The following is a 23,626-nucleotide window of genomic DNA, read 5'->3' as shown; positions in this document are numbered from 1 at the left end:
AGATCTTCGGGTGGGGCCCGCTCCCCATCGCCGCCCAACATCCCCTGACGTAGTGTGACGGTGATGGAACCCGTACTGACATATGCCCAGGCCACAGCTACCTTGCAATCCACCGGCAGCGTCACGATGACCGGAAAGCCCGCACTCTGGTCCGGCGCGCTTCGATGGCTGTTTCTTGTGCTCATCATTTTGGTGCTGCTCCTCGTCGTCGTCGTCGGCCCGATCGGCATCATCGCCGCTCTGGTCTCCGGCGTCGACGTCACGGCCGGCACGGTTATCGGCGTCGTTGTCGTATACGCGATGCTGGCCGGCGTGATGGCACTGCTTGTCTTCGGTTACCGGCGACAAGGCGCGTACAAGCAGATTGAGCTCAGCGAGGTACGGCTGAGCCCGCAGGGGCTGACTCTGCGCGGCGTCGGTCCGATTCCCTGGATCGATTTCGCTCCCGCTCAGCGCATGTTGGTTCCCGCTGAGCGCAGTAATGGATACGTTTCACGAGCCGTCATGCCACTGTCGCAGTCTGGATTCGCCACCGTGAATCAGGGTCTGCCCCCGAATCTGCGCGGTCGAGTGTGCCCGGCAACCGGACCGATCTGGAATCACGTGCATCGTTACATCTACGTGCCTGGGGTGGAGGGCCTGTCGCAGTCCGAGGTCATGCAACTGATCAACAGGGCACATTGGATGTTCGAGGGAACTCGACAGGTCTGAAGGTAGCGCCTGGCTCCGCGAGACTCTTTGGACTCGCACGAGTCGGCATTGCGCGACCCGCTCACGTCGGGCACTCTTGAAATATGGGTCACGCAAGCGGATTCGAATATGAGGTTCGCTCCGACGGCAGCGTAAAGGTCACCCACTTTGGACGAAAAGCCGCGATTCTGCGCGATGCTCGGGCAGAGGAGTTCCTCGAGGAGGTCGCGTCTGACCCTCAGGGATCGATGGCGCGGTGGACGGGAAATTACAAACGCGGCAATGAACGCGTCGCCAAGAAGCATCCGCGCAATCAACGGTAGTTAATCACGTGGCTGTGCTCAAGAGAGACGCGACAGCGCTGAGACATACGCCCACGCGCATATGAGCTCACTTAGCGTTGAGCCATGCTCCGACGTCTCTTCTCGCGCGCCTTCTGGGGGTTGAGTCGATGGAAGCTGACCGGCGAGCCTGCCCCTGATCGGCCCACTATTCTGGTTGGCGCTCCGCACACATCGAACTGGGACTTCGTTCTGATGCTCGCGATTGCATGGCGCCTCGGAATCGATGTGCGCTGGCTCGGCAAGAAGAGTCTCTTCGACGGCTGGCGTGATCCGATCATGCGACGACTCGGCGGCATTCCTGTCGACCGCAATGAACCCGGTCGCGTCGTCTCCGACGTTGTTCACCAGGTGCATTCGGGCGCCGTCTTCGGTCTCGTCGTCACTCCGGATGGCACTCGAGGCGCCCATACGCATTGGAAGTCCGGCTTCTACCGCATTGCTCGTGAGACAGGAATGTCAGTGACACTCGGCTTCGTCGACCGAACGACAATGACGACGGGCCTCGGACCCACTTTCGAGCTGACGGGCGACGTGAAGCACGACATGGATCGCATACGCGCCTTCTACGCCGATAAGTCTGGCCTCCGGCCTGCACGCAGGGTCGAACCGCGACTCCGGGAGGAAGAATCTCGTACGTGACAGGCTCACGCGATGATTAACGCTTCGATTCGACCAGGAACGTGCGAATCTCGGAGATTCTGGCGGTTTTCGCGGCCCCGGTGAATCGGATCATGTGGCAGAAATCGACGCGAGATTCACCGCTAGTGATGTATCCCTCGCACGCAGCGAGCTTTCCGTGAGTCACGGTAGAGAGAATCTCGACGAGTTCGGGATCGATTGTTGGCCAGGGAATCGTCGATTCCTGCCGGCCGCCCTCGTTTTCGTCGCCGACCACCACCCAGCGGCTTCCCTGGGCCAGGCGCTCCACGACAGCATCCGCGTCTGTCATGGCCCATGCTGCCGAAAACTCGCTGACGATGATCAGTCGCGGCGAGTTGCCGCAATCGGTCGGGAACACGATGTCCGCACCGTTCATTTTCACCAGGAACCTCCAGCTCTGCATGATCGTGGCCTACAACCTACATGGCGTCTGGCGATTTTCTTCTCCAGAAGCACAGCGGCCTCGACGACGGTGCCCAGTGGAATCAGGATGCTCCAGCGACCCGACCGAACATCGATCGTTCTGACGAGATGCGAAGCTCGGTCTGGCCGGAGCGTCCTGAGCATCTTTCGCGCCCGATACGCGTGGAACGGATTGGAGACGATGGCGATTCTGTCCGCCGCATCGAGAAACGGCATTGAGTTGCGAAGATTCTCTTCGGTCGTGCGCGATTCACCTTCGATCTCAACGTCGCCACGATAACCGAGCTTCTGAGCGTATGCCGCCATCATCTCGGACTCGCAGAATCCGGCCGGATCACCACCCGAGAACACGATCACATCTGCTCGATAATGCTCAGCCGTCGCAATCCCCGACCTGACCCGCCAACGGTTGACAGGATTAATCGCTTCACTCCGGTTCGCGAACCCGAGAACGATGACGACGGTGCGGCCCCCGCGATCATGACCCAGCACTCTCGATGCCAGAACGCGATTGACCGTTTCAGCCGAGCCGAGGATCAAAGAGCAGATGCCACCGGCTGTGAGAAGCGCACGCGTCAGCTGAGAGAAACACTGTCGTCGTGCCATTGACGCCTCCTGCATCGGGAGCTGCCACATGTGACTCTGCATACACTGCGTGATCCCGAGCCTATCGCTGGTCGAAGGTCGCACACTCCACCTCACGCGGCGAAGGCGAATATGCGGGAGACTCGGTGCATGGACGATCTGCACGTGCCCGCTGGCCCCGGTGCGCCCCTCGGGCTCAGAATTCCTGCAGGTGAGCTGGCCGAACAATTTTCGCACGCGTCAGGTCCCGGTGGACAGGGTGTCAACACAGCAGACTCGCGCGTACAGCTGAGCCTGGATCTCGGCTCGACGACCGCGCTGAACGATGTGCAACGCGCACGTATCCTTGACCGGCTCGCCGGACGACTCTCGGGCACGGTGCTGACGATCAGTGCTGCCGAGCATCGATCCCAACGACGAAACCGCACAGCGGCACGGGAACGCCTCGCGACCCTGCTCCGCGATGCCGTGGCTCCCGAAATCGCGCGTCGCGCGACTCGGCCCAGCAGAGGATCACGCGTGCGGCGTCTGGAAGCAAAACATCAGCGCTCCGAAACCAAGCGCAATAGAAGACCACCACACTCCGAATGACGCCCACGGGCACGATAGAAGTCTTGGGCCCTCTCGTCGACGAAGGCGACCCACTCAGCCTGCCCGTGAGCACTCGACGTACACTCGAACCAGGAGCTAACTTCGGTTCCCCGATGATGGGAGTCCGGATGACCGGCACCGCTCAATCTTCCCCCTCTGCCTCTGACAGACGGTCGGAAAACAATTTGCTTACCCTCGGATTGCTTGCGAATTCCTCGATGGAGAACGAGCGACGGCTGCCGATTCACCCGCGTCACTTGGACAGAATCGATCCGGCCCTTCGCGCACGGATGACTGTCGAGCGTGGCTACGGAGCCGACTTCCAATTGGACCCCGGTTACATCGAATCTCGCGTGGGCAAGGTTGCGGAACGCGCCGAGGTGATTGAGTCCGCTGATGTGCTGCTGCTGCCGAAACCGCAAGCAGCAGACGTGGCATCGCTTCCCGAAGGCCGCGTTCTCTGGGGGTGGCCGCACTGTGTGCAGGATACCGCGATGACGCAGACAGCGATCGATCGTCACCTCACGCTGATTGCCTTCGAGGCGATGAACCATTGGACCGGGCGAGGCGATTTCAACCTGCACGTTTTCCATCAGAACAACGAGCTGGCCGGCTATTGCTCGGTGTTGCACGCGCTCAGTCTCATCGGGTCGAATGGTGATTATGGGCCGCGGCTCAGCGCCGTCGTCATTGGCTTCGGCGCGACGGCGCGAGGTGCCGTGACCGCGCTCAAAGCCCAGGGCATCCACGACATCCAAGTGCTCACGCAACGCGGTGTCGCCGCCGTCGGCTCGCCGATCCACAGTGCTCACATCACTCAGCTCAATACTGACGGAGGTGCGCCCCACCTCAGCAAAGTCAGCACGAAAGACGGTGACGTCCTGCTCCCCGCATTCCTGGCATCGCACGACATCGTCGTCAATTGCACGCTCCAGGACGTCGCCGCACCGTTGACCTATCTACGAACCGAGGACCTCGGCGAGTTCGCCTCGGGAAGTCTGATCATCGACGTCTCGTGTGACGAATCAATGGGGTTCGAGTGGGCCAGACCCACAGGGTTTGACAACCCGATGTTCACGGTTGGCAACGGGGTGAACTATTACGCCGTCGATCACAGCCCGTCATACCTGTGGAATTCGGCCACGTGGGAGATCAGTGAGGCGCTCCTGCCGTTCCTGCGCACGGTCATGGAAGGTCCGGCCGCGTGGGCAGAGGACCTCACGATCTCTCGCGCGATCGAGATCCGCGACGGCGTCATCAATAACCCGAGCATCCTCAGTTTCCAGGGCCGCGAACCGGGCTATCCCCATGCCCGGACTACTTAGATGAGTGATTCGTCGCGTGCCATGAACGACCTGTTCACGCCACCAGCAGGCACCGCGATGTGACAATAAAACCGGAACCCCAACTGAGTGGCACCGCTATTCCTACCGTCGGGCCCTCCCTGGCGCGTTCTCCGGAGTGGGCGCATGATTGCCCCATGAACAACACAGAAAATGCAGCTGCACTTACTCGCCTGCTGGACGAAGCGGCTATCCGCGATGCAACCGCCCGCTTCGCCGATGCCTCGACTCACGCCGACTACGACGGTTTTCGCGCGTTGTGGGCCAACGATTCCGAGTGGGTACTCGGAGGCACCGAAAATCAGCCCTTCGAGAGTCGCGCAAAGGGGGTAGACAACATCGTGTCGATGCTGCGCGCGCTTCGGGATGAGAGAGACTACTTCATTCAATTCACGGTACAAGGCTCCATCGAGATCAACGGCGATGAGGCCACCGCCCGCAGTATGTGCCACGAGGCCGCGCGCGGTCCTGGAGAGAGCTACTATCAGAACACCGGCGTGTGGACCGATCGCCTACGACGCTCGGGTAATGGCTGGGTGTTCACGAGTCGTAGATTTCGGTACTCGTGGGTCGACTTCTCCCCCTTTTCTGGAGAAATCTTCCCCCTCTGACGGAGACGACCTGATCGAAACACCAGGATTGGGCGGCCAAATTGTCATTCAACCGTTCGATGACCATGAGGCCAGCTGAGCCGACGACAGGGCGGCAAGCCACTTCTGCCACAACGGGCCAAACGAAACGCGGCGCACGCCCAACGCGGTGAGTGCCGCCAGGTCCCCGGCGCCGTGAACGTCGACGGGATGCGCCGTGACATTGACCGGGACTGAGACGGCCTCGACGAGACGCGTCACCTCGTCGGCGGTCGTCAGCCCTACCGGGTAGACGGAGCGGGCGCCTGCCTGCTCCATCAGCCTCAGGCGCTCGGCGGCTTCCGAGAGAGGGTCAGAGAAAACATCAGTGCCGAGCTTGACAGCATCCGTTCGCCCATTGATCACGAAGGGGATGTCTGCTTCGTCGGAAGCGCGGCGCGCAGCGGCAATGTAATCTGCATGCTCAGCGCGATCGCGCACGCGTTTGCCTTCAGAATGAACGACGTCCTCGATGTTCGCCCCGACCGCGCCGACCTCGAGAAGCCGCCCAATCAGCTCGTCAGGCACCAACCCATAACCAGACTCGACATCGGCACTCACGGGAACCTCGACCGCGTCGACGATGCGTTTGACGACGGCGAGGTATTCGGTGAAGTCCATGTTCTCGCCATCAGCGCTCCCGATCGCGTCGGCCACAGGGTGGCTTCCGATTGTGATCCCCTCGAAACCGGCATCCACCGCTAAGCGAGCGCTCCAGACGTCCCACACCGTGGGAAGCACGACGACACGACCGGACTCGTGCGCTGAAGCCAATGTGTGTGCGCGTTCGCTGACGTTCGGCATCCCAATCTCCTTCAGTCTGGCGGCTGACGCCGGGACGGCGTCGCCTACCGCTCATCGTAGTTACGTGGTAGTCGCTTCCGGTTAATGTGACGTGCGAAGACCCATCAGGGAGCTATTGCGCGTACAACGCGATCTGAAATCGGCAGACCTCGTGATCAGCACCACCTTCATGATGGTGAGAGCCGTAACGGACGATCGCGACGTTCATAATCGCGGCCTGTGTACCCGAAATCAGTCGTGACCCCGACTATGGTCTTCGACGTCCGGTTCCGCCCGAAGCTCGTCGGCGATTTCTTCCTCCGGCCGCGGTGCGACCGTCTCATCTGCCTCGAGTTCGGGGACCAATCGCTCACCTGGAGCTGGAACCTGCTCATCTGATGAAACTTCGTCTGGGACAGACATGTCGATGCCTCCCTCAATTTGGTCGCCTCGATAAAGAGAATACGCCCCCACGGGTTGGAGGGGAACCACTCTGACGCGGATGCCGCATATGCATCTTGCAGGGCCATTGGATGCGGGCCGGAGGTACGAAATACCACGCACTCCCCCGCATCCACGGCGATTAGTACGGCGCTCATGGCCAGCGGCGTGCACGACACCTCGTGGGATGGAACGTGGCGCCCTACGCGCGCTGGCCGAAAGCTTGGGCCGCGTTCTGCGCGGCCCAAGACATCTATGAGGTGTGAATCAGGTCTGTGGCCCCATATCCAGTTCGTCCGTAATGACGGCAGCAGGTTTTCTGCCGCCAGACGACACCGTGTATTCCCGTTTGATGCCAGCAGTAGCTCGACCCCACTCACTATCCGCGAGCCTCGTTTGATGCGCAGCGAAGGACTCCTGTCCCGCAAACTTCTCCGCGACAGACCACACGAGCGGGTCCCCGGTCGGGCGCACTTCGAACAAAAGGCAGCCAGGCTCCTCTCGCGTAAGCTCGATGTGTCGGGTCAGGTGACGTTCAATTGTGGCCGCCTCCGCTCGGTTCGCGCAGACGAGGCGTCCGCGGAGCTCGACGCAGCTCACGCAACCTCCAGCGGCGAGATCGCGGCGACATTGTTCCGCAGCATGCGACGCTCCAGCCTCAGCTCGAAATTGGACTGCAGGTTCATCCAGAATTCCTCGGATGAGCCGAAGTCATTGACCAAGTAGCGAGCATGCATCCCCTGGGCCAGCTTGCGCCAGACGGCCAACTGGGCCTCCGCGATGTGTTCCCCACCCAACATATCCATGGACGGGAGACTATCGAGGATCTGCTCCAGCCGCCACGTATTGGCAATGGACCGTGCAGAATACTCCGAACCAGGTGCGGATGTCCGTATGAGGTGTTTAAATTGGCGGCATGGCGACAAACGGATACTCGATTCAGCCATTGACCGCGCACACTTGGGACGCGTTCTCCGCACTGGTGGAGCGGCACAACGGGATCTTCGGTGGGTGCTGGTGCATCAACTTCCACCCCGACTGCGCCGAGCGAGGGCAGGGTCACGAGGGTAATCGCGCTCTCAAGAAACGGCTGGTCGAGGCCGGACAGGCTCACGCGGCGATGGTGATGATTGGCGATGAGGCGATCGCGTGGGCGGAGTACGGCACTCCAGAGGAGTTGCCGAGCATCCATCACAGAAAGCAGTACCTCGCCGAGGCCGACGTCACACCCGACTATCGCGTCACCTGCATCTTCGTCGATAAGCGGTATCGCAAACAGGGGTACGCCAAGTCTGCTCTGGCCGGTGCGCTCGAACAGATCGCCGCCAGGGGTGGCGGTGTCGTCGAGGGATATCCGCACGAGATCGGTGAGAAGAGGATGAACAACTCGTTCGTCTACAACGGGACACGCACGATGTACGAGGATGCCGGCTTCGAGTTCGTCCGCTCTAAGGGGCTGAAGAACACCGTCATGCGCCGCACGATCGAACCCTCCTGAACCTGAATCTCAGTATTGTGCCCGACGGACGCGGTGGCAGCTGCATTCACCCGTAAGTGGTGACGATCGAAACCTTTTGGTCCAGCCCAGCATCTAACGCAGACCGTCATTAACGCTCGACGTTAAACCGAAACTCCACTATGTCGCCACGGTTACCGAACGTGTGGCGCTCCAGGCCGATCCGACCTGACGAGGCCGAGTTGTGCCGTCATGCTCGAACGAGCTCAGGCCCAGAACCACTTCTGCGTCGCATGAGGACCACGCCTTATGTACACAGGAGAGCGAACATGGGCTAACATGTACGTCTGTACGCATACATGCACGAGAACTCGAGGAGCCATTAATGGCAAGCCGACTCGCTCGCCCCCTGTTGGCCCCAACGGAGGACGAGATCGATCTGTTCGCCGTGATTTCCGCGCTGTCAGACCCCGTGAGACGGGCAATCGTCTCCCACATCGCGTCCCATCCGGGTGGCGCATGCAGCAGCTCCGACTTCGGTGTGTCGAAGTCTGCGCTCACGCGGCATTGGAGGATCCTGCGCGAGTCCGGACTCATCAGTCAGGAGGTCGACGGGACGCGTCACCGCAACTGGCTCCGCACAGACGCACTCGCTCGTCGCTTCCCAGGCCTGCTCCCCCTAGTACTCGATGCCATCGACGCCGAAACCACCCCACAAGAACGAGAAAATCCGCCGCATGGCGGTAGCAAGGACATGCAATGAACCAGATCGGAATCATCGGCAGCGGAGCCATCGGCGAAGCCATCGCGCGTCTCGCGGTCGATGCAGGCATCCAGGTGACGATCGCCAACTCCCGCGGCCCCGAGACCCTCACCGATCTCGTGGCGGGCTTGGGCGCGAACGCTCAAGCCGGCACAACGCAAGAGGCCGCCGCGTTCAGCGACCTCGTCGTCCTCGCCATTCCGCTCGCCGCGTACGAGCGGCTCCCGCATGCCGTTCTGCACGGCAAGATGATCCTGTCCACGGGCAACTACTATCCCCATCGCGACGGGCGCATTCCGACCCTCGACACACGAGAGACGACCACTGCCGAGCTTGAGCAGGCGCTGCTGCCCGACACGCGACTGGTCAAGGCATTCAACAATATCGTGGCTCACCACATCCCCCTGCTCGCGAACTCAGAGCCGCGGACGGCACTGCCCGTGTTCGGAAACGATGCCCAGGCCAACGATGAAGTCAGCGAACTGGTGCGAACGCTCGGCTTCGATCCGATCGACGCGGGACCGCTCAAAGAGTCCTGGCGAGCCGAGCCCGAATCCGGCGCATACACCGCGATCTACGCAGAAGGTCCAGACGGGTTCGGCGATGACTACCTGGCAGACCGTGGTCGCCCCTTGATCGCCGGCGAGCTCGAGAGGCTGCTGGCAGCTTCACACCGACCGGACGTCGCAGCTCGCAAGTTCTGACCAAGGCCCTTCACACGCTGCACCCACGCCCAGCCCTCTGAGAGTTGCAGCAACGAGAAATCTCGCTCTGCAGCCGTGTCGAGCAAAGCGCATCAGAGGTTCAGTTCGAGAAGCGGAACTCGACCACGGCGAGACTGTTTTCGTCCCCAGCCACGTCCTGGATGCGCAGGCGCTGGAGAATTTGGTAGCGAACGGTATGCTGCCCACCGAGGCGGTCCAACCGACGATCTCCTGCACTTGCACGCCCTACCGCGCAGGCGGTTGAGCGTCCGGCGATGAGGGATTTGGAGTTGCACCTTCCGTAGCATTCTGTGGTCCGATGGACTCACGTCACGCTCTGCTCAGGAAGGCCTCGCTCATGCATTCGTCCCTTATTCCGCCGCGTCAGGTCACGATCGGTGACGCGGCATCGTTCGTCGGCACGACACCGCGGACGATCCGTCACTACCACGAGACTGGCCTGCTCCCCGAGCCTGAACGGGGCAGTGACGACCGCCGCCTATACGGTTACGAAGACATGATCCGGCTGTTGTGGATCCACAAGATGGCCGACGCCGGGATCGCCTTGGACGACATCCGTGACGCCTGTGCTGACACGGCTCCTGCTGGTGCCGTCAGCGACCACGACGTCGCTGTCGTGCCGCGCATGCGCACCCCAGACGGCAAGATGGATCTGCTCTCCGACTTCGTCGCCAGCCGCCTCGAGGGCCTGCCAGAGGGCTCCCTGCGCCAGGCGGACCTGGACAACCTCCTGGTCATCGAGCGGATCTTCAGCCCGCTCAGTGCGGCCGTCAACGCCTCCCGATACATCGCCTTGGCCACCCGCCCGGGTCTGCGGGAGGAATCCGACCGCGTTGAGGCCGCCGAGGAGGCACTCGACGACACGATTGCTGTCGACGACCCCCGTGTGGCACAGGTGGCTGCCGAGCGGCACGCCTTCGAACAGGCATTGAATGCCGTCATCGAGGATTCCGGCCTGGCGGAAGCCGATGATGCGATTTTCGACTCCTGGGATGCTCTGCACCCCGCTCCCGCTGATGAAGGCGAGGACGAGGCCCACCAAGACCCTGGCATGGGGCAAGAGTCCATGAGCGTCGTCGAAGCCATGGGAAAGATGCCCTACGACTACTCCCCGGCCCGCCTGCGTTGCATGGAATTGACCCAAGAACTCGCCGCCCACGAGCCACCCGCTTCTTAAACAAGGCCTAACGTCCTGAGTCAGGAAGTCTGTTCAGATATCCGGCGAGTCGTTCGACGGTCTCGTCGGTGATCCTGGATCAGATGTAGGCCTTGGGGCCAGCATGGCAATGGGCCTGTCCGAGAAGATGTCCGCTTCACGACTGGGCGATTGCGGCGGGCGGTCCTCGTCGGAGGTGGCGTCCTGAGCAATGCGCTGGTAGGTGTGCGCACCCATCGACTGACCGACGAGAAGACACCTCTCCCCCGGCGCGAAGGCATCCATGACCGCCACGACACCACCCACGAATGCGGCACACGACAGATGGTCGGCAATAGCTCCCCGGGAGCTTCCTGCCAAGCCGTGGAGCAGAACCACCGTCGGTCCGTCACTACCGAGGGCTGTGACCGAGATCGTCGCCCCGCGGTGTTCGAGCATTCGTGTCGTCGCGATGGTCATCGGCGATTATGCTCAGCGGTGGTCGCAGACCCGGCCGAGGCGATTCGCCGAATGAAGTCATTCACCCATATGACGGCTTCGTCGACGGAATGCAGTGCATCCACGCCGTCAGCAGCCTCGGCATACAGCGGATGCCATTGCTCCACTGCTGTAATGACCGGCGGCCACTGCTGTTGCCGCCGGTACTCGAAAAGCCGTACGCATGTCTCCCCGACCTGTCCGAGGTTCAGATTCTCACGACTTTCGAGCAGCTGGAGATCTACGAGATCGCGTGCGCGCTCACTGCCCTCGGCGGATAGTGCGTGCAGCTTCTGTGCAATCTAATGGTCTGCGCGCATGACACGAACAGGTGTCGGTGCTTCGAGGCCGACCTCCGTGAACATGATTGCGAGATCGTCCGCGAGGTGCAGCTCGGGCTCTTCAGCGTCGCCGATCTCGTTATGGCCAAGCTCGAACTTCACCGTGCACCACGCCCGGCCCCGGTAGTCGAGCTTCACTTCGAAAGGCTGCATGACATACGCCGTGGGCACCGCTGCCGGGCTCGGCGCCGCTTTGTGCACGAGCCTGCCGGTGAAGCCGCCCCAACCACGCGCCAATGCCTCCTCGAACTCAGCACGGAACGCTGCGAGCGAGCCGGTCCTCGCGGCATCGAGATCACGGGTGAATCGCGTGCTCCGTCCGAATCGGAGCGCCATCGCGCTGCCGCCTTTGATAGCCCCGGCGGGGAGCATCTGGCCGACGACAACCAGAGCCATGCTGATTCTGCGCCTTTGCGCCAACGCGTCGTCTCCTTCGAGATTCCGGATGCGCTGTTCCAAAGAACGCACGCTGGTCGGCGCACCCGCGTAACTCATGACGCGATCTCCTTGCGCACCCGCTGCCACTCGGCAGTGGTCAACAGCCCCTCGCCCCGAGCCTGCTCAGCAGCGTTGAGGAGTTCCTGCGTCTCGATGCGCCCACGGCATTCGAGGAGAGCATCCGCGACAGATTGCGACGCAAGCCCCTCGTAGAACCTAGCGGAAGCTCCAACCCGCACCTTTGTCAGCTCCACAAATGCAGGAAGTCGAGGGCGGGCTCGCCTCCTCGTCGCGACTTTGATCCGCCGGGGGTTGACGTCACCGAGTCCGAGCAATGCGAGCACAGACTCGCCGTGAAGATAGGCACCCTCGCCTACACGAAGCAGCGCTTCGGCGAACTGGTCATACGGCGTAGGAAGAGCATCGGGCACACGGTACAACCCGTATGCGACATTCTCGAGCCCGCCTCGCGCCGCCAGCTTGGGCAGCTCTACAGCGGGGACACCGGCCTCGGTCGCGTCTCGCGTCGTGACATACCCGTACTGATCCAGTGCGATCTCGCGCACAATGTCCCGGTACTTCGTCTCGCCAGCCATGTCACAACTATACCAAAAACGGTATTATTGTGACAGTTCAACTTCGAGCATGAAGAGGTTGAACCGGAACGCGACTACACATTGAAGCGGAACTCCGCCGCACTCCGGCACGGAGCAACCACTGCGCGTGCTCAGCTTCCCAGACCTCGTCATGCCGTCTCGCCGCAGCCCGCTCGAGGAGAACGATCCTCATCTCGGGCTCGCGCAGGCCGTTAAGACCTCGCACCCGTGCTCGGAAGCATCCAAGCGTGCAGAGACTGAAGCACCTCCAGGTCGGTCAGTCGGTAGGTAGACTGACCTACCTACCGACGGGAGGGTGACATGAATCAAGGATCAGCGCGAGAGCGGTTGCTCGATGCTGCGGCGAGACGCTTCTACGAGGACGGCGTGCACGCGACAGGGATTGACACGATCACTTCCGAGGCCATGGTCGCGAAGAAGAGTCTCTACAACAACTTCTCATCGAAGGCAGCGCTCGTCAGCGCCTACATCGACGCCCGCCACGAAGAGTGGCTCGACCTGTATCGGGAGCGCTCTGCGAAAGCTTCGACAGTCACGGACCGGGTCGTGGCAGTCTTCGACGCCTACATCGACCACGCGAACGACGCCTACGGCAAGGGCTTCCGGGGCTGCGGGCTGCTCAATGCTGCCGCCGAGTTTCCGGCCGGACACCCCGCCCGCTCGTCCGTGCGCGCACACAAGGAGCAGGTGGAGAAGATTCTCGCCGAGAACCTGGAATCCGTGGCCACCGAAGCCGAGGCGCTGGAGCTGGCCGAGCACTTCAGCTTCCTCCTCGAAGGAGCCGTCGCGCGGGCAGGCCTCGAGGGCACCCCGGAGCGCCTGGAGCACGCCCGGGCCATCGCATCGCGGATGCTGGCGGCACTGTGAAGCGAGGCTCCCCCACCGGCATCTTCGCGGTGCTCGCCGCCGCCTTCCTGTGGGGCACCACGGGGACTGCGGCGACGTTCGCACCGTCAGTCGGGCCGCTGGCCATGGGCGCGGCCGCGCTCGGCATTGGCGGCATCCTGCAGGCAGCCATCGCTGCCCCCGCGCTCCGCCGGGAACGTCACGCACTGTCTTCGCAACGTGGGACAGTGATCGCCGGAGGCGCAGCCGTGTTGATCTACCCGCTGGCCTTCTACAGCTCGATGCATCTGGCTGGCGTCGCGGTCGGCACTGTCGTGTCCCTCGGCTCTGCCCCGATCGCCTCTGGCCTTCTGGAACGGGTGATCGAGCGACGCAGGCTCAGCGGCTGGTGGATGCTCGCATCGGTTCTCGGCATCGCGGGGAGCACAGTGCTGTGCGTTGCGAAGATGCACGACGCGCCGAGCGAGACGCTCCCCACGGTCGCCGGCGTCATTCTCGGTCTGGTTGCTGGCGCGACCTACGCCATGTATTCGTGGAGCGCTCACCGCCTCATGAACCGCGGCGTCGGGCGCGCGGCAGCGATGGGCGCTGTCTTCGGCCTGGGCGGCATTGCCCTGATGCCCGTACTTCTGATCACCGGCGCACCGCTCATCGCTTCGGCCCAGCCCATGATGGTCGGGCTCTACATGGCACTGATCCCGATGTTCCTGGGCTATCTGCTCTTCGGGTACGGCCTCACACGCGTCAATCCAAGCGCCGCGACTACGCTCACCCTCACTGAACCCGCGATCGCCGCCATTCTGGCCGTGGCCATCGTCGGAGAGCGCCTCCCCGCCATCGGATGGGCTGGGCTCGCGGGCATCTGCGCCTCGCTCCTGGTTCTCTCGCTCGCACCTGCGACACAGGCGCGTGCCGTTGAACCGTCGCGTTCGAGCGAGCTCCCGCTCGGTCAGGAAGTCTGAATCAGTCAGCCAGAGATGGACATCGGGCAAGACGTGGAGATCCGCCCCAGTATCGGGATCAAAACACTTGGTGCGGCCCAATAAGTTCTGTGGAGAGGTTAAAGCACAAACCTCTATTCCACCGCGTTCCGGCACAGACCAACCTTTGGGCCGTCTGTCGCTGGTGTCGCCCGTCCGATCACGATGCCCACGAGCTTCGCGTCGTGGCAGAGTTGGCGCTATGACACCAGCAGTTGAACAGTGGGAAGCCTCCGTCGCTGATCTCTGGGAGCGCTTCGCCTCGTTGGATTGCGATGACGGCGTGGCTGCTATGCGCGACGTGGCCGCGGCATGCCCTGCCACCGATGGCAGGGCCGCATTCGAACTCGCAGGCATGTACGACTCCGTGGGATTCGAGGCTGAGGCCGGTGCCGAGTACGAGCGCGCTCTCGAACTCGGCCTCGACGCAGCCAGACATGCGCAGCTCGCAGTCCAGTACGGATCGACCCTTCGCAATCTCGGCCGCCTCGACGAGGCAATCGCCGTCCTTCAAGCTGCGCCGACGCATGAATCGACGGGCTCCGCACCCCGCGTCGTCTTGGCTCTGGCACTCCATAGCGCCGGACGCAAGGATGAAGCACTGCGGGTCGCCATCGAAGCGCAGATAGGAACGTTGCCCCAATACCAGCGCTCGATGCGCAACTACGCCGCCGCGCTCACTGAGTCGGCGACTTCAGACGATCCGGCTAAACGTTGAAGCGGAACTCGACGACATCCCCACACGGGCCAACCTCTAATCTGTCCGGGCGCGCACCTGCTCCTTCGCCACGGAGCTTGTGCTGGTTTCCCTAGCGAGCGACGGACCGACGACCGATCGAGCTCTGGAATCGAATCAAGTACCCGTCGGGATCGGTCACGAGGAACTGCCTTACCCCTGCTTCCTCGCTGTCGCTCACGCGGTACCACTTCGTCTCTGGCTGCATGAACAGCGACCACTTCGCGTTCGCAAGTGCGGCGAGGATCGGCTCGAGGTCAGGTACGCCGATCTGGAAGTTGATTCCTCGCCCGAATGGTGGATCAAGCTCCTGGGTCAGCCAGTTCCGACCGGCTCCACGTTGCTCGAGCATGACGTGTGCGCGTCCGCGGGTGACGTACGCGAAGCCCTCGTCAGGACGATCGTATGAGACCTCGAAACCACAGACGTTGCACCAGAAGTCGATACTCCTCGCCACGTCGTTGACGAGAAGTTCAGGAACGAGATCGGGTTCGCAGTCAGTACGGGCCATCCGGACATTCTCTCAGCCGTTGGTGTACCGCCCGCGTCCACCGGCGAGAGGTCGACGCGATCCACCTGAGAGGTTGAACCGCAATGCGACTAGACGTTAAACCTAAACTCCACCACGCCGCCGCAGATACCAACCTCTTAAGACAAGAGCGACCGCGCCATCACCGCTTGTTGCACGGACTTCAATGATCGCTTGAACTCGTATCCAACGAAGGAGCGATGTGTAATCGCATCCGCGCTGATCTCACGCCCCCGCACAAATGGCGGGCACGGGGCAAACCGAACACCATGCGGTGCAAGATTCAGCAGTTCGCCCGTTATCTGATACGTGCCGAGGAGTTCGGCATGACGCCCTGGACCATCGGTGAGAACAACGTCAGCGGTCGGGATTACGTGGCGCAAATCTTCCTCCCACGGCATCCCAACGACGCGCAACTCAGACGGACAGCTCTGGCGAACATCTAGACCAAACGCCTGAGCCGCTTCCCACCATGCCCGCGCGATGTTCCCATCCGCGCCGACGAACACGTAACGCAGCTGCGTAATGTCGGCATCGCGCGAAAGTGCGTAAAGATCAGACAGTACCTCGCACGGATGATTCACGCTGGTCATTGCGTTGACAACGGGCAAAAAACCTGGTGCAGCCAGCTGCTCCAGCACGTCCATTTCCGGGTGCCGAACAACGACGAGATCGGCCCACTGCGCAAGATATCCGGCAACGTCAGCCAGATCTTCATCTTTGTCTAGCGTCTCCGGCGGCAAGGTAATCGACTGGAGTCCGATCTCGGCAGCACCCCGCTCGAACGAGAAACGAGTGCGCAGGCTCGATGGCGGAAAAAACATAGCGACTGCGCTGTCGAAGCTCGGCCCAGAACCAGCTTCGTACCGATCCACGAGCTCAAAGAAGGCGCTGAGCCCAGCGCTGTCCCATCCCCGCAAAGTAAGCAGGTGCTGTCCTTCGGCGGTCATCGCACTTACGCGACCGTCAACGGTGTAATCGCGGCAATCTGATCCGCCACGCGATCCTCAGCACGGTCTAGGTCGTAATGCGCCTGCAGATTGATCCAGAACTGCGCTGACGTGCCGAAATATTTGCCAAGCCGCAACGCGGTGTCAGCCGTGATCGCGCGCTTGCCATGCACGATCTCGTTAATCCTGCGCGGGGGCACCCCAATCGAGACCGCCAATTTGTTCTGAGTAATGCCGAAGCCCTCGATGAAGTCCTCCATGAGAACTTCGCCAGGATGGATCGGCTCGATCTTGTCAGTGATAGTCAACGATCTCCACCTCCTCTGGCCCAGCGACTGTCCACACAAAGCAGATCCGCCACTGGTCATTGATCCTGATGCTGTACTGACCGGCCCGATTGCCTTTCAGCGCTTCAAGTCGGTTCCCCGGTGGGACACGGAGATCATCGAGCGACTCCGCGGACCCCACCTGACGAAGCTTGCGCAGCGCCACCGAATGAATCCGAGGATCGATCGACGGCACCCGCTCGCGACGCCACAGTCGTTCGGTGTCCTTACTCCCGAACGATCTGATCACGACACCAACATATAACGCACTGCGTCATTAACGCTAGACGTTAAAGCGGAACTCCACCACGTCGCCGTCCTGCATCGCGTAGTCTTTGCCCTCCATGCGGGCCTTCCCATGCGAGCGCGCTTCCTGCACGGAGCCAGTCTCGACAAGGTCCTCGAATGAAATCACCTCGGCCTTGATGAAGCCCTTCTCGAAGTCAGTGTGAATGACGCCCGCGGCCTGCGGCGCCTTCCAGCCCTTGCCGATCGTCCATGCGCGGGCCTCTTTCGGCCCCGCCGTGAGGTAGGTCTGCAGCCCGAGCGTGTCGAAGCCCACGCGCGCGAGCTGGTCGAGCCCCGATTCGTCTTGCCCTGTGGAGGCCAGCAGCTCCGCGGCATCCTCAGGATCCAAATCAATCAGCTCCGACTCGATCTTCGCGTCGAGGAACACAGCCTCGGCCGGGGCGACGAGTGCGGCGAGCTCCTGCTTCTTGGCAGCATCCGTCAAAATCTCTTCGTCAACGTTGAAGACGTAGATGAACGGCTTCGATGTCAGCAGGCCGAGTTCTCTGATGGGGTCGAGATCGACGGATGCCGCTGACAGCGGCGTTCCTGCCTGCAGAACCTCGAGCGCTTCCTTTGCCGCAGCGAGTACTTCGGGGCCGATCTTCTTGCCGCGCGCCTCTTTCTCATAACGCGTGATGGCACGCTCGAGCGTCTCGAGATCGGCGAGGATCAGCTCGGTGTTGATGGTCTCCATGTCGGACTTCGGGTCGATCTTCCCATCGACATGCACGACATCACCGTCGTGGAACCCACGAACCACCTCGGCGATCGCGTCAGCCTCGCGAATGTTGGCGAGGAACTTGTTGCCGAGCCCCTCCCCTTCACTCGCGCCGCGCACGATTCCGGCGATGTCGACGAACGACACCGTCGCCGGCAGAATGCGCTCGCTGCTGAAGAGCTTTGCGAGAACGTCAAGCCGTGAGTCGGGAAGGCTGACGACGCCCACGTTCGGTTCGATCGTTGCGAACGGATAGTTCGCCGCGAGAACATCGTTTTTGGTGAGCGCGTTGAACAGGGTTGATTTGCCGACATTGGGGAGTCCGACGATTCCGATAGTGAGAGCCACGAGGCTCTATCGTACCGGTGCGAAGCCGCGCGTGCTTTCACGGTCAGGTGTGTAGGTTTGTGCGGTGGGCGGCGATGCCCGCCTACGCTCACGAGGAGGAACGCACGTGCAGATCAAAACCGTGTGCTGGGACTGGAACGGAACGCTGCTTGACGACGTCGAGATCTGCCGCGTGACCATGAACCAGGTGCTCCGCGAATGGGGCCTCGACGAACTTACCGACCGTGACGCCTACCGGCGCCGCTTCACCTTTCCCATTCGCTCGTTCTACGCCGCAGTCGGTATCGCCGACCATGAGTTCGCTCCGGCGGCGCATCGCTACCTTGAGCTGCTTGCTCCCGCGGTATCGAACGCACCACTGCGGAGCGAAGCTCGCGCAACGATCGCGCACATTCACGAACGCGGAATGCATCAGGTGCTGGCATCCGCCACGCTCGCCGATCCGTTGAACCGCCAGATGGCACCGCACGCGCTTGGCGAAAGCTTCGATGAGATTCTCAGCATCGATGACGCACTGAACGCATCGAAGCACGAGGTCATCGCAAACTGGATTCACCGCACAGGGGCGGCGCCCCAGAGCGTCGTGATGGTCGGCGACACAAACCACGACCACGAGATCGCGGCGAGCCTTGGCACTCGATTCGTGCACTACGCCGGCGGCCACCAAGAGCTCACGGCGTCGGCGCAGCGCATTGACACCCTCGACGAACTGCTTGATCTACTCTGATCGCCACGTCTCGCCAGTCCGCGAGATTGCGCACACCGGCATCCGGCGTGCTCTGCCAGAATGTCGGCGGCGCCTGCGACACTGACAGCATGGACGCAGCTCTCCCCCTCATCATCGGCTTGATCATCGGCGCGGTTGTCGGCGCCATGCTTGCGTGGGCCGTGTTTCTCATCCGGTCGAAAAATGGGGCGGATGCCGCGTCGCCTGCGCTCCTCGACGCGCGCCACCAGCAGCAGCTGCAGGCTGTGCGTGCTGAAGAGTCGTCTGCTCGGGCAGAGCTCCACGCCGATCTCGCGCGCATGGAGGCGACGGCCGAGCAATTGAACGCGCAGGTGACGCAGCTCACCCGCGAACGTGAACAGCGGGCCGAGCGAGACAAAGCAGAGAACTCCCTGCTGCAGGCGATTGCTCCCGTGCGGCAGAGCCTGCACGACATGCAGCAGACTGTTGCGACGCTCGAAGAACAGCGGCAGAAGCAGCACGGCGAGCTCTCTCAGCAGTTGCGCACGGCAGCGCAGTCCGAGGAGCATCTGCGCAAGACAGCCGATAGCCTCGCCGCGGCGCTCAGCAACAATTCCGTGCGCGGTGTGTGGGGCGAGACGCAGCTGCGCAGCGTCGTCGAGGCGGCAGGTCTCATTGAGCGCGTCGATTTTGACGTGCAGACCTCTATCTCGTCGGATGCTGGGGCAGGGCGGCCCGACATGGTCATCCATCTGCCGGGAGGCAAGAGCATCGCTGTCGACGCGAAAGTGCCGATGGGCTCGTACCTCGAGGCCAGCGCAATTCCGGTGACCGCGACCGGCGAAGAGGGTGCTCGGCGTACGGCCTTGCTCGCCGCGCACGTCAAAGCGGTTCGTGACCACATTTCCGCCCTCGGCGGCAAGGCCTACTGGGACGGGCTCGAGGCGAGCCCGGAGCTTGTCATTGCGTTCATTCCGAGCGAGTCGCTCGTGTCGAGCGCACTTGAGGCCGACCCCACGATCATGGAGTATGCGTTTGGCAAGCGCGTTGCCCTCGCTTCCCCCGTCACACTCTGGTCTGTGCTGAAGACCGTGGCGTTCAGCTGGCAGCAAGAACTCGTCACCGCTGAGGCGAAAGATCTGTTCGATCTCAGCCGCGAACTGTACTCCCGACTCAGCACCATGGCCGGGCACATCGACAAGCTCGGTCGCTCTGTGCGGGCAACCGTCACCGATTACAACCGGTTCGTCGGATCGCTTGAGCGCACCGTGCTTCCGTCGGCCCGCAAACTCAACAAGGTAGACGAGTCGAAGATCATTCCTGCCCTAGGCGAAGTCGAAGAGGCGCCACGTGAATTGGTCGCCGACGAGCTCGTCGCAGAGCTCGACGCCGCGGCACCAGACGAACGTGCCCGCACAGCATCCGACTAACCGGCAGCATCCGATTAACTGATCGGGGCCGCAATCCAGAAGGATCGCGGCCCCGACAGAAATTCGAACGCGTTACTCGTTGTCGAGCCACTTCTTGGCCAGGTGATCGGCTGTGATGCGACGAATCGTTCCCGACTTCGACCGAAGCACGACACTCGATGTGCGAATGATGGGGCCGAGGCGACGGACGCCCTCGACAAGACCACCGTCTGTCACGCCGGTTGCCACGAAGAACGTGTTGTCGCTGTTCACGAGTTCGTCTGCCTCGTACACGTAGTCCATCTTGAGACCCGCGTCGATGCCGTGCTGACGCTCGTCGTCGTCTTTTGGAGCCATCCGCCCTTGAATGAAGCCGTCGAGTCCCTTCAGCGCGCACGCCGTAACGATGCCCTCGGGGCTGCCCCCGACGCCGACGCACATGTCGATGCGCGTTCCGTAGCGCGCCGCGTTGATTCCACCCGCGACGTCTCCGTCGAGCATGAGGCGTGTGCCGGCTCCCGCCGCACGAATGTCGTCGATCAGCTGTTCGTGACGCGGACGGTCGAGCACGGCGACGGTGAGGTCTTCGATGCTCTTGCCCTTCGCCTTCGCGAGGGCGCGCAGGTTCTCGCCGATCGGCTTGCGAATGTCGACGACGCCGCGCCCCTCGGCGCCGGTGACGAGCTTGTCCATGTAGAACACGCTTGACGCGTCGAGCATGGTGCCGCGGTCTGACACGGCGATCACCGACACGGCGTTCTGACGCCCGGCCGCCGTGAGGCTCGTGCCGTCGATGGGGTCAACGGCCATGTCGCAGTGCGGCCCAGAGCCGTTGCCAACAATCTCGCCGTTGAACAGCATGGGGGCTTCGTCTTTTTCCCCCTCGCCGATCACGACGCGGCCGTCGAAGTTGACGGTGCCGAGAAAGGCGCGCATGGCGTCGACGGCTGCCTTGTCCGCGGCGTTCTTGTCGCCGCGCCCGATGAACGGAACGGCGCGAATCGCCGCAGCCTCTGTGGCGCGCACGAGTTCAAGTGCGAGGTTGCGGTCGGGGTGACGGTAGTGGGATGCGGAGTCAGTGGTGCTCACGGTTTCCTTGTCAGATCGGCGATGGAACGAAGTGGCCGGACGTTCGCGCCGTCATCAGCCTAGCCCCAGGCCACCCTCCCGCACAGTTCTACCAAGCACTCTGCACGAGTGTGCACGCCATCACGGCACCATCGGATGCCGGCGCACGACGGTGCGCGGTTCCGCGACGCCGTCGATGACGATGCTCTCGGTCACGACAGCACCGTCGACAACGTGCGGGGCTGCGAGGCCAGCGGCATCCGTCACTGCCGTGAGCACGAAGACACCCGGTGACGCGACGAGGTCATCGAGTCGAAGAATCGCTCCGTACGGCTGCCCAGCAGCATCCGCGCGGTCGCGCTCCCCCGCCGTCTGCGGGCTGAGCCGCGCCTGCATATGCCCACCGGATGCCGCGACGGCAACGGCCGTCAGCACGCCCTCGGGCGCCCCGCCGATTCCGATGAGCAGATCGACGCCCTCGCCGCGAGCCGCCCGAAGCGACTCGACGACATCGCCGTCGGCAAACGGCACGACGATCGCTCCGGCAGCGCGCACCTCGTCGATGTACCGCTGATTGCGTTGCCGCGTCTGCACGGCAACGCGAAGCTGGCTCACCGGCCGACCGAGGTCTGAGGCGAGAATCGACAGATTCTCTGTGAGCGACCGCTCGAGAGAGAGCGTCGCACCTGCTGCCAGCGAAATGAGCTTCTCCATATAGAACACGTTTGCCGGGTCGAAGAGAGCTCCTCGCGGTGCCACAGCCATCACCGCGACGGAGCCGGGCAGCGCCTCGGCGGCAAGCCGCGTGCCGTCTACCGGATCGACGGCAACGTCGATCTCGGGGCCGCCCGTGCCCAGCATCTCTCCCCCGTAGAGCATTGGCGCTTCGTCTTTCTCGCCCTCCCCCACGACGATGCGCGCGGCAACCGGTGCTGACGCGAATGCTTGTCGCATCGCACGCACCGCGGCGCCGTCTACCGCCAGCTTGTCTCCCGATCCCACAAGATCACGAGCAGCCACAGCGGCACGCTCTGTAATGCGCACAAGGTGATCTTGCAGCGCGCGGTCGCTCGGCACAAAAGTCATAGGCCCATGATCTCGCACCTGACGAGCATGTGTGCGCGGGCGGCATCCGGGTCAGTAAGCTGTGGGGGCAAGCAAAGTCACGCCCCGCTAGGAGAAGTCATGCCCATTGCAACCCCGGAGCAGTACGCTCAGATGCTCGACAACGCCAAGTCGAAGGGCTTCGCGTTTCCGGCTTTCAACGTCTCGAGCTCGCAGACCATTCACGCTGTGCTGCAAGGCCTCACGGAGGCAGGCTCCGACGGAATCATTCAGGTGACGACGGGCGGCGCAGACTACTTCGCCGGTCACACCGTCAAAGACCGCGCAACCGGCGCCCTTGCCTTCGCGCGGTTTGTCACCGAGGTCGCCAAGAACTACCCCATCACAGTGGCTCTGCACACCGACCACTGCCCCAAGAATGCTCTCGATGACTTTGTCATGCCGCTCATCGCCGCAAGCGAAGAAGAGGTGAAGGCCGGGCGCGATCCGATCTTCCAGTCGCATATGTGGGACGGCTCGGCTGTTCCCCTCGACGAGAACATCCAGATCGCTGAAGACATGCTGAAGCGCACCAAGGCGATCAACGCGATTCTCGAGGTCGAAATCGGCGTCGTCGGCGGCGAAGAAGACGGAGTGAAGCACGAGGGAACCAACGACGCCCTCTACACAACGGTCGCTGACGTCACAAAGGCCGTCGAGGCGCTCGGCCTCGGCGAAAACGGACGCTACATCTCGGCTCTCACGTTCGGAAACGTTCACGGCGTGTACAAGCCGGGCAACGTCAAGCTGCGCCCCGAACTGCTCGGTGAGATTCAGTCGGGCATCGCCGAGAAGTTCGGCACGGGCGCCAAGCCGCTCGACCTCGTGTTCCACGGCGGCTCCGGTTCGACAGACGCCGAGATCGCCGAGGCCGTGCGCAACGGTGTCATCAAGATGAACATCGACACCGACACGCAGTACGCGTTCACTCGCTCGATCGCCGGTTACATGTTCGAGAACTACGACAGCGTGCTCAAGGTTGACGGCGAGGTCGGAAACAAGAAGAAGTACGATCCGCGCGCGTGGGGCAAGGTCGCCGAGACCGCCATGGCCGCCCGCGTCGTCGAGTCGACGCGCCACCTCGGTTCACACGGCAACTCGCTCACCATCTAGGGTCGCCAGAAACGCACAACGGCGGATGCTGTCGGACATGGTTCGACAGCATCCGCCG

30 protein-coding genes and 2 pseudogenes are annotated in these 23,626 nt (G+C 62.5%); 17 read left to right on the top strand and 15 right to left on the bottom strand.

What is annotated here, in order from left to right:
- Positions 1-63 precede the first annotated feature (63 nt).
- The 3 genes from HCR84_RS06265 to HCR84_RS06255 all read left to right on the top strand — a co-directional run bounded on the left by HCR84_RS06265 (position 64) and on the right by HCR84_RS06255 (position 1,673).
- Positions 64-711, top strand: a complete 648-nt coding sequence (locus HCR84_RS06265) for a hypothetical protein (RefSeq protein ID WP_166984203.1) — start codon at positions 64-66, stop codon at positions 709-711.
- An 83-nt stretch (positions 712-794) separates the two neighbouring features.
- Positions 795-1,013: a hypothetical protein gene (locus HCR84_RS06260; RefSeq protein ID WP_166984204.1), complete on the top strand. Its 219-nt coding sequence runs from the start codon at positions 795-797 to the stop codon at positions 1,011-1,013.
- An 84-nt stretch (positions 1,014-1,097) separates the two neighbouring features.
- Entirely contained in the window at positions 1,098-1,673 is a 576-nt protein-coding gene (locus HCR84_RS06255; RefSeq protein WP_166984205.1) for a 1-acyl-sn-glycerol-3-phosphate acyltransferase, read from the top strand.
- A 16-nt stretch (positions 1,674-1,689) separates the two neighbouring features.
- Here HCR84_RS06255 and HCR84_RS06250 read toward each other — a convergent pair whose 3' ends face one another.
- Positions 1,690-2,076 (bottom strand): hypothetical protein, encoded by a 387-nt coding sequence (locus tag HCR84_RS06250; RefSeq protein ID WP_166984206.1) that lies wholly within the window; start codon positions 2,074-2,076, stop codon positions 1,690-1,692.
- Positions 2,073-2,723: a YdcF family protein gene (locus HCR84_RS06245; RefSeq protein WP_166984207.1), complete on the bottom strand. Its 651-nt coding sequence runs from the start codon at positions 2,721-2,723 to the stop codon at positions 2,073-2,075. Before HCR84_RS06245 ends, HCR84_RS06250 begins: the two co-directional genes overlap by 4 nt.
- Before the next feature lie 129 nt (positions 2,724-2,852).
- On the opposite strand from HCR84_RS06245, the gene arfB reads away from it, so the two are divergent.
- The 3 genes from arfB (at position 2,853) to HCR84_RS06230 (ending at position 5,247) form a co-directional block, all read left to right on the top strand.
- Entirely contained in the window at positions 2,853-3,293 is a 441-nt protein-coding gene (gene arfB, locus HCR84_RS06240; protein ID WP_166984208.1) for an alternative ribosome rescue aminoacyl-tRNA hydrolase ArfB, read from the top strand.
- Positions 3,294-3,511: 218 nt separating this feature from the next.
- Positions 3,512-4,618, top strand: a complete 1,107-nt coding sequence (locus tag HCR84_RS06235; protein ID WP_338040135.1) for a N(5)-(carboxyethyl)ornithine synthase — start codon at positions 3,512-3,514, stop codon at positions 4,616-4,618.
- A 155-nt stretch (positions 4,619-4,773) separates the two neighbouring features.
- Entirely contained in the window at positions 4,774-5,247 is a 474-nt protein-coding gene (locus HCR84_RS06230) for a nuclear transport factor 2 family protein (protein ID WP_166984210.1), read from the top strand.
- 48 nt (positions 5,248-5,295) lie between these two features.
- Here the strand turns inward: HCR84_RS06230 and HCR84_RS06225 are convergent, their stop codons facing one another.
- A complete protein-coding gene (locus HCR84_RS06225) occupies positions 5,296-6,069 on the bottom strand; it encodes an isocitrate lyase/PEP mutase family protein (RefSeq protein ID WP_166984211.1) in 774 nt (257 codons plus the stop codon).
- A 237-nt stretch (positions 6,070-6,306) separates the two neighbouring features.
- On the opposite strand from HCR84_RS06225, the gene HCR84_RS06220 reads away from it, so the two are divergent.
- A complete protein-coding gene (locus tag HCR84_RS06220; RefSeq protein WP_166984174.1) occupies positions 6,307-6,447 on the top strand; it encodes a hypothetical protein in 141 nt (46 codons plus the stop codon).
- A gap of 309 nt (positions 6,448-6,756) precedes the next feature.
- On the opposite strand, the gene HCR84_RS06215 is transcribed toward HCR84_RS06220, so the two are convergent.
- Together HCR84_RS06215 and HCR84_RS06210 are read right to left on the bottom strand one after the other, a co-directional pair.
- On the bottom strand, positions 6,757-7,089 hold the full coding sequence (locus tag HCR84_RS06215; protein ID WP_166984212.1) for a putative quinol monooxygenase: 333 nt from the start codon (positions 7,087-7,089) through the stop codon (positions 6,757-6,759).
- Positions 7,086-7,211, bottom strand: a pseudogene (locus HCR84_RS06210) (HigA family addiction module antitoxin); the annotation flags it as partial. The gene HCR84_RS06215 and the pseudogene HCR84_RS06210, both read right to left, overlap by 4 nt.
- A 194-nt stretch (positions 7,212-7,405) precedes the next feature.
- Here HCR84_RS06210 and HCR84_RS06200 point away from each other — a divergent pair.
- The 4 genes from HCR84_RS06200 (at position 7,406) to HCR84_RS06185 (ending at position 10,610) form a co-directional block, all read left to right on the top strand.
- Complete coding sequence (locus tag HCR84_RS06200; protein ID WP_166984214.1) at positions 7,406-7,987, top strand: GNAT family N-acetyltransferase; 582 nt, start codon at positions 7,406-7,408, stop codon at positions 7,985-7,987.
- 343 nt (positions 7,988-8,330) lie between these two features.
- Positions 8,331-8,708 (top strand): ArsR/SmtB family transcription factor, encoded by a 378-nt coding sequence (locus tag HCR84_RS17800; RefSeq protein ID WP_166984215.1) that lies wholly within the window; start codon positions 8,331-8,333, stop codon positions 8,706-8,708.
- Positions 8,705-9,412: an NADPH-dependent F420 reductase gene (locus tag HCR84_RS06190; protein WP_166984216.1), complete on the top strand. Its 708-nt coding sequence runs from the start codon at positions 8,705-8,707 to the stop codon at positions 9,410-9,412. The genes HCR84_RS17800 and HCR84_RS06190 overlap by 4 nt, the downstream gene beginning before the upstream one ends.
- Positions 9,413-9,770: 358 nt before the next feature.
- Positions 9,771-10,610: a MerR family transcriptional regulator gene (locus HCR84_RS06185; RefSeq protein WP_166984217.1), complete on the top strand. Its 840-nt coding sequence runs from the start codon at positions 9,771-9,773 to the stop codon at positions 10,608-10,610.
- A gap of 33 nt (positions 10,611-10,643) precedes the next feature.
- On the opposite strand, the gene HCR84_RS06180 is transcribed toward HCR84_RS06185, so the two are convergent.
- The 3 genes and pseudogenes from HCR84_RS06180 to HCR84_RS06170 all read right to left on the bottom strand — a co-directional run bounded on the left by HCR84_RS06180 (position 10,644) and on the right by HCR84_RS06170 (position 12,441).
- Positions 10,644-11,048 carry an alpha/beta fold hydrolase gene (locus tag HCR84_RS06180; protein WP_166984218.1) on the bottom strand — a complete coding sequence of 135 codons (405 nt, stop codon included), beginning with the start codon at positions 11,046-11,048 and terminating at the stop codon, positions 10,644-10,646.
- Positions 11,045-11,779: pseudogene (locus tag HCR84_RS17770) on the bottom strand (nucleotidyl transferase AbiEii/AbiGii toxin family protein). Before HCR84_RS17770 ends, HCR84_RS06180 begins: the two are co-directional and overlap by 4 nt.
- A gap of 119 nt (positions 11,780-11,898) precedes the next feature.
- On the bottom strand, positions 11,899-12,441 hold the full coding sequence (locus HCR84_RS06170) for a type IV toxin-antitoxin system AbiEi family antitoxin domain-containing protein (RefSeq protein ID WP_166984220.1): 543 nt from the start codon (positions 12,439-12,441) through the stop codon (positions 11,899-11,901).
- 321 nt (positions 12,442-12,762) lie between these two features.
- Between HCR84_RS06170 and HCR84_RS06165 the strand changes: the two genes are divergently transcribed.
- The 3 genes from HCR84_RS06165 to HCR84_RS06155 all read left to right on the top strand — a co-directional run bounded on the left by HCR84_RS06165 (position 12,763) and on the right by HCR84_RS06155 (position 15,006).
- Positions 12,763-13,329: a TetR/AcrR family transcriptional regulator gene (locus HCR84_RS06165; RefSeq protein WP_166984221.1), complete on the top strand. Its 567-nt coding sequence runs from the start codon at positions 12,763-12,765 to the stop codon at positions 13,327-13,329.
- A complete protein-coding gene (locus HCR84_RS06160; RefSeq protein ID WP_166984222.1) occupies positions 13,326-14,270 on the top strand; it encodes a DMT family transporter in 945 nt (314 codons plus the stop codon). The genes HCR84_RS06165 and HCR84_RS06160 overlap by 4 nt, the downstream gene beginning before the upstream one ends.
- A gap of 220 nt (positions 14,271-14,490) precedes the next feature.
- Positions 14,491-15,006 carry a tetratricopeptide repeat protein gene (locus HCR84_RS06155; RefSeq protein ID WP_166984223.1) on the top strand — a complete coding sequence of 172 codons (516 nt, stop codon included), beginning with the start codon at positions 14,491-14,493 and terminating at the stop codon, positions 15,004-15,006.
- 91 nt (positions 15,007-15,097) lie between these two features.
- Here the strand turns inward: HCR84_RS06155 and HCR84_RS06150 are convergent, their stop codons facing one another.
- The 5 genes from HCR84_RS06150 to ychF form a co-directional block, all read right to left on the bottom strand.
- A complete protein-coding gene (locus HCR84_RS06150; RefSeq protein ID WP_166984224.1) occupies positions 15,098-15,535 on the bottom strand; it encodes a bleomycin resistance protein in 438 nt (145 codons plus the stop codon).
- 137 nt (positions 15,536-15,672) lie between these two features.
- Complete coding sequence (locus tag HCR84_RS06145; RefSeq protein WP_166984225.1) at positions 15,673-16,503, bottom strand: ornithine carbamoyltransferase; 831 nt, start codon at positions 16,501-16,503, stop codon at positions 15,673-15,675.
- Positions 16,504-16,508: 5 nt separating this feature from the next.
- On the bottom strand, positions 16,509-16,811 hold the full coding sequence (locus tag HCR84_RS06140) for a HigA family addiction module antitoxin (protein WP_166984226.1): 303 nt from the start codon (positions 16,809-16,811) through the stop codon (positions 16,509-16,511).
- Positions 16,798-17,079, bottom strand: coding sequence for a type II toxin-antitoxin system RelE/ParE family toxin (locus HCR84_RS06135; RefSeq protein WP_166984227.1), 282 nt, complete (start codon positions 17,077-17,079; stop codon positions 16,798-16,800). The genes HCR84_RS06140 and HCR84_RS06135 overlap by 14 nt, the downstream gene beginning before the upstream one ends.
- A 33-nt stretch (positions 17,080-17,112) precedes the next feature.
- Positions 17,113-18,186 (bottom strand): redox-regulated ATPase YchF, encoded by a 1,074-nt coding sequence (gene ychF / locus HCR84_RS06130; protein WP_166984228.1) that lies wholly within the window; start codon positions 18,184-18,186, stop codon positions 17,113-17,115.
- A 106-nt stretch (positions 18,187-18,292) separates the two neighbouring features.
- On the opposite strand from ychF, the gene HCR84_RS06125 reads away from it, so the two are divergent.
- Together HCR84_RS06125 and HCR84_RS06120 are read left to right on the top strand one after the other, a co-directional pair.
- Positions 18,293-18,913 carry an HAD family hydrolase gene (locus tag HCR84_RS06125; RefSeq protein ID WP_166984229.1) on the top strand — a complete coding sequence of 207 codons (621 nt, stop codon included), beginning with the start codon at positions 18,293-18,295 and terminating at the stop codon, positions 18,911-18,913.
- 89 nt (positions 18,914-19,002) lie between these two features.
- Positions 19,003-20,304 carry a DNA recombination protein RmuC gene (locus HCR84_RS06120; protein ID WP_166984230.1) on the top strand — a complete coding sequence of 434 codons (1,302 nt, stop codon included), beginning with the start codon at positions 19,003-19,005 and terminating at the stop codon, positions 20,302-20,304.
- A 72-nt stretch (positions 20,305-20,376) separates the two neighbouring features.
- Here the strand turns inward: HCR84_RS06120 and glpX are convergent, their stop codons facing one another.
- Together glpX and HCR84_RS06110 are read right to left on the bottom strand one after the other, a co-directional pair.
- A complete protein-coding gene (gene glpX / locus HCR84_RS06115; RefSeq protein ID WP_166984231.1) occupies positions 20,377-21,372 on the bottom strand; it encodes a class II fructose-bisphosphatase in 996 nt (331 codons plus the stop codon).
- 120 nt (positions 21,373-21,492) lie between these two features.
- On the bottom strand, positions 21,493-22,437 hold the full coding sequence (locus HCR84_RS06110) for a class II fructose-bisphosphatase family protein (RefSeq protein ID WP_166984232.1): 945 nt from the start codon (positions 22,435-22,437) through the stop codon (positions 21,493-21,495).
- Between the two features lie 99 nt (positions 22,438-22,536).
- Between HCR84_RS06110 and fbaA the strand changes: the two genes are divergently transcribed.
- Positions 22,537-23,568, top strand: a complete 1,032-nt coding sequence (fbaA, locus tag HCR84_RS06105) for a class II fructose-bisphosphate aldolase (protein WP_166984233.1) — start codon at positions 22,537-22,539, stop codon at positions 23,566-23,568.
- Positions 23,569-23,626: the final 58 nt, after the last annotated feature.

The organism is Paramicrobacterium fandaimingii (genome assembly GCF_011751745.2).
In the GTDB taxonomy this organism is placed as follows: Bacteria; Actinomycetota; Actinomycetes; order Actinomycetales; family Microbacteriaceae; genus Paramicrobacterium; species Paramicrobacterium fandaimingii.
This window is presented reverse-complemented; position numbering and strand designations above follow the sequence as displayed.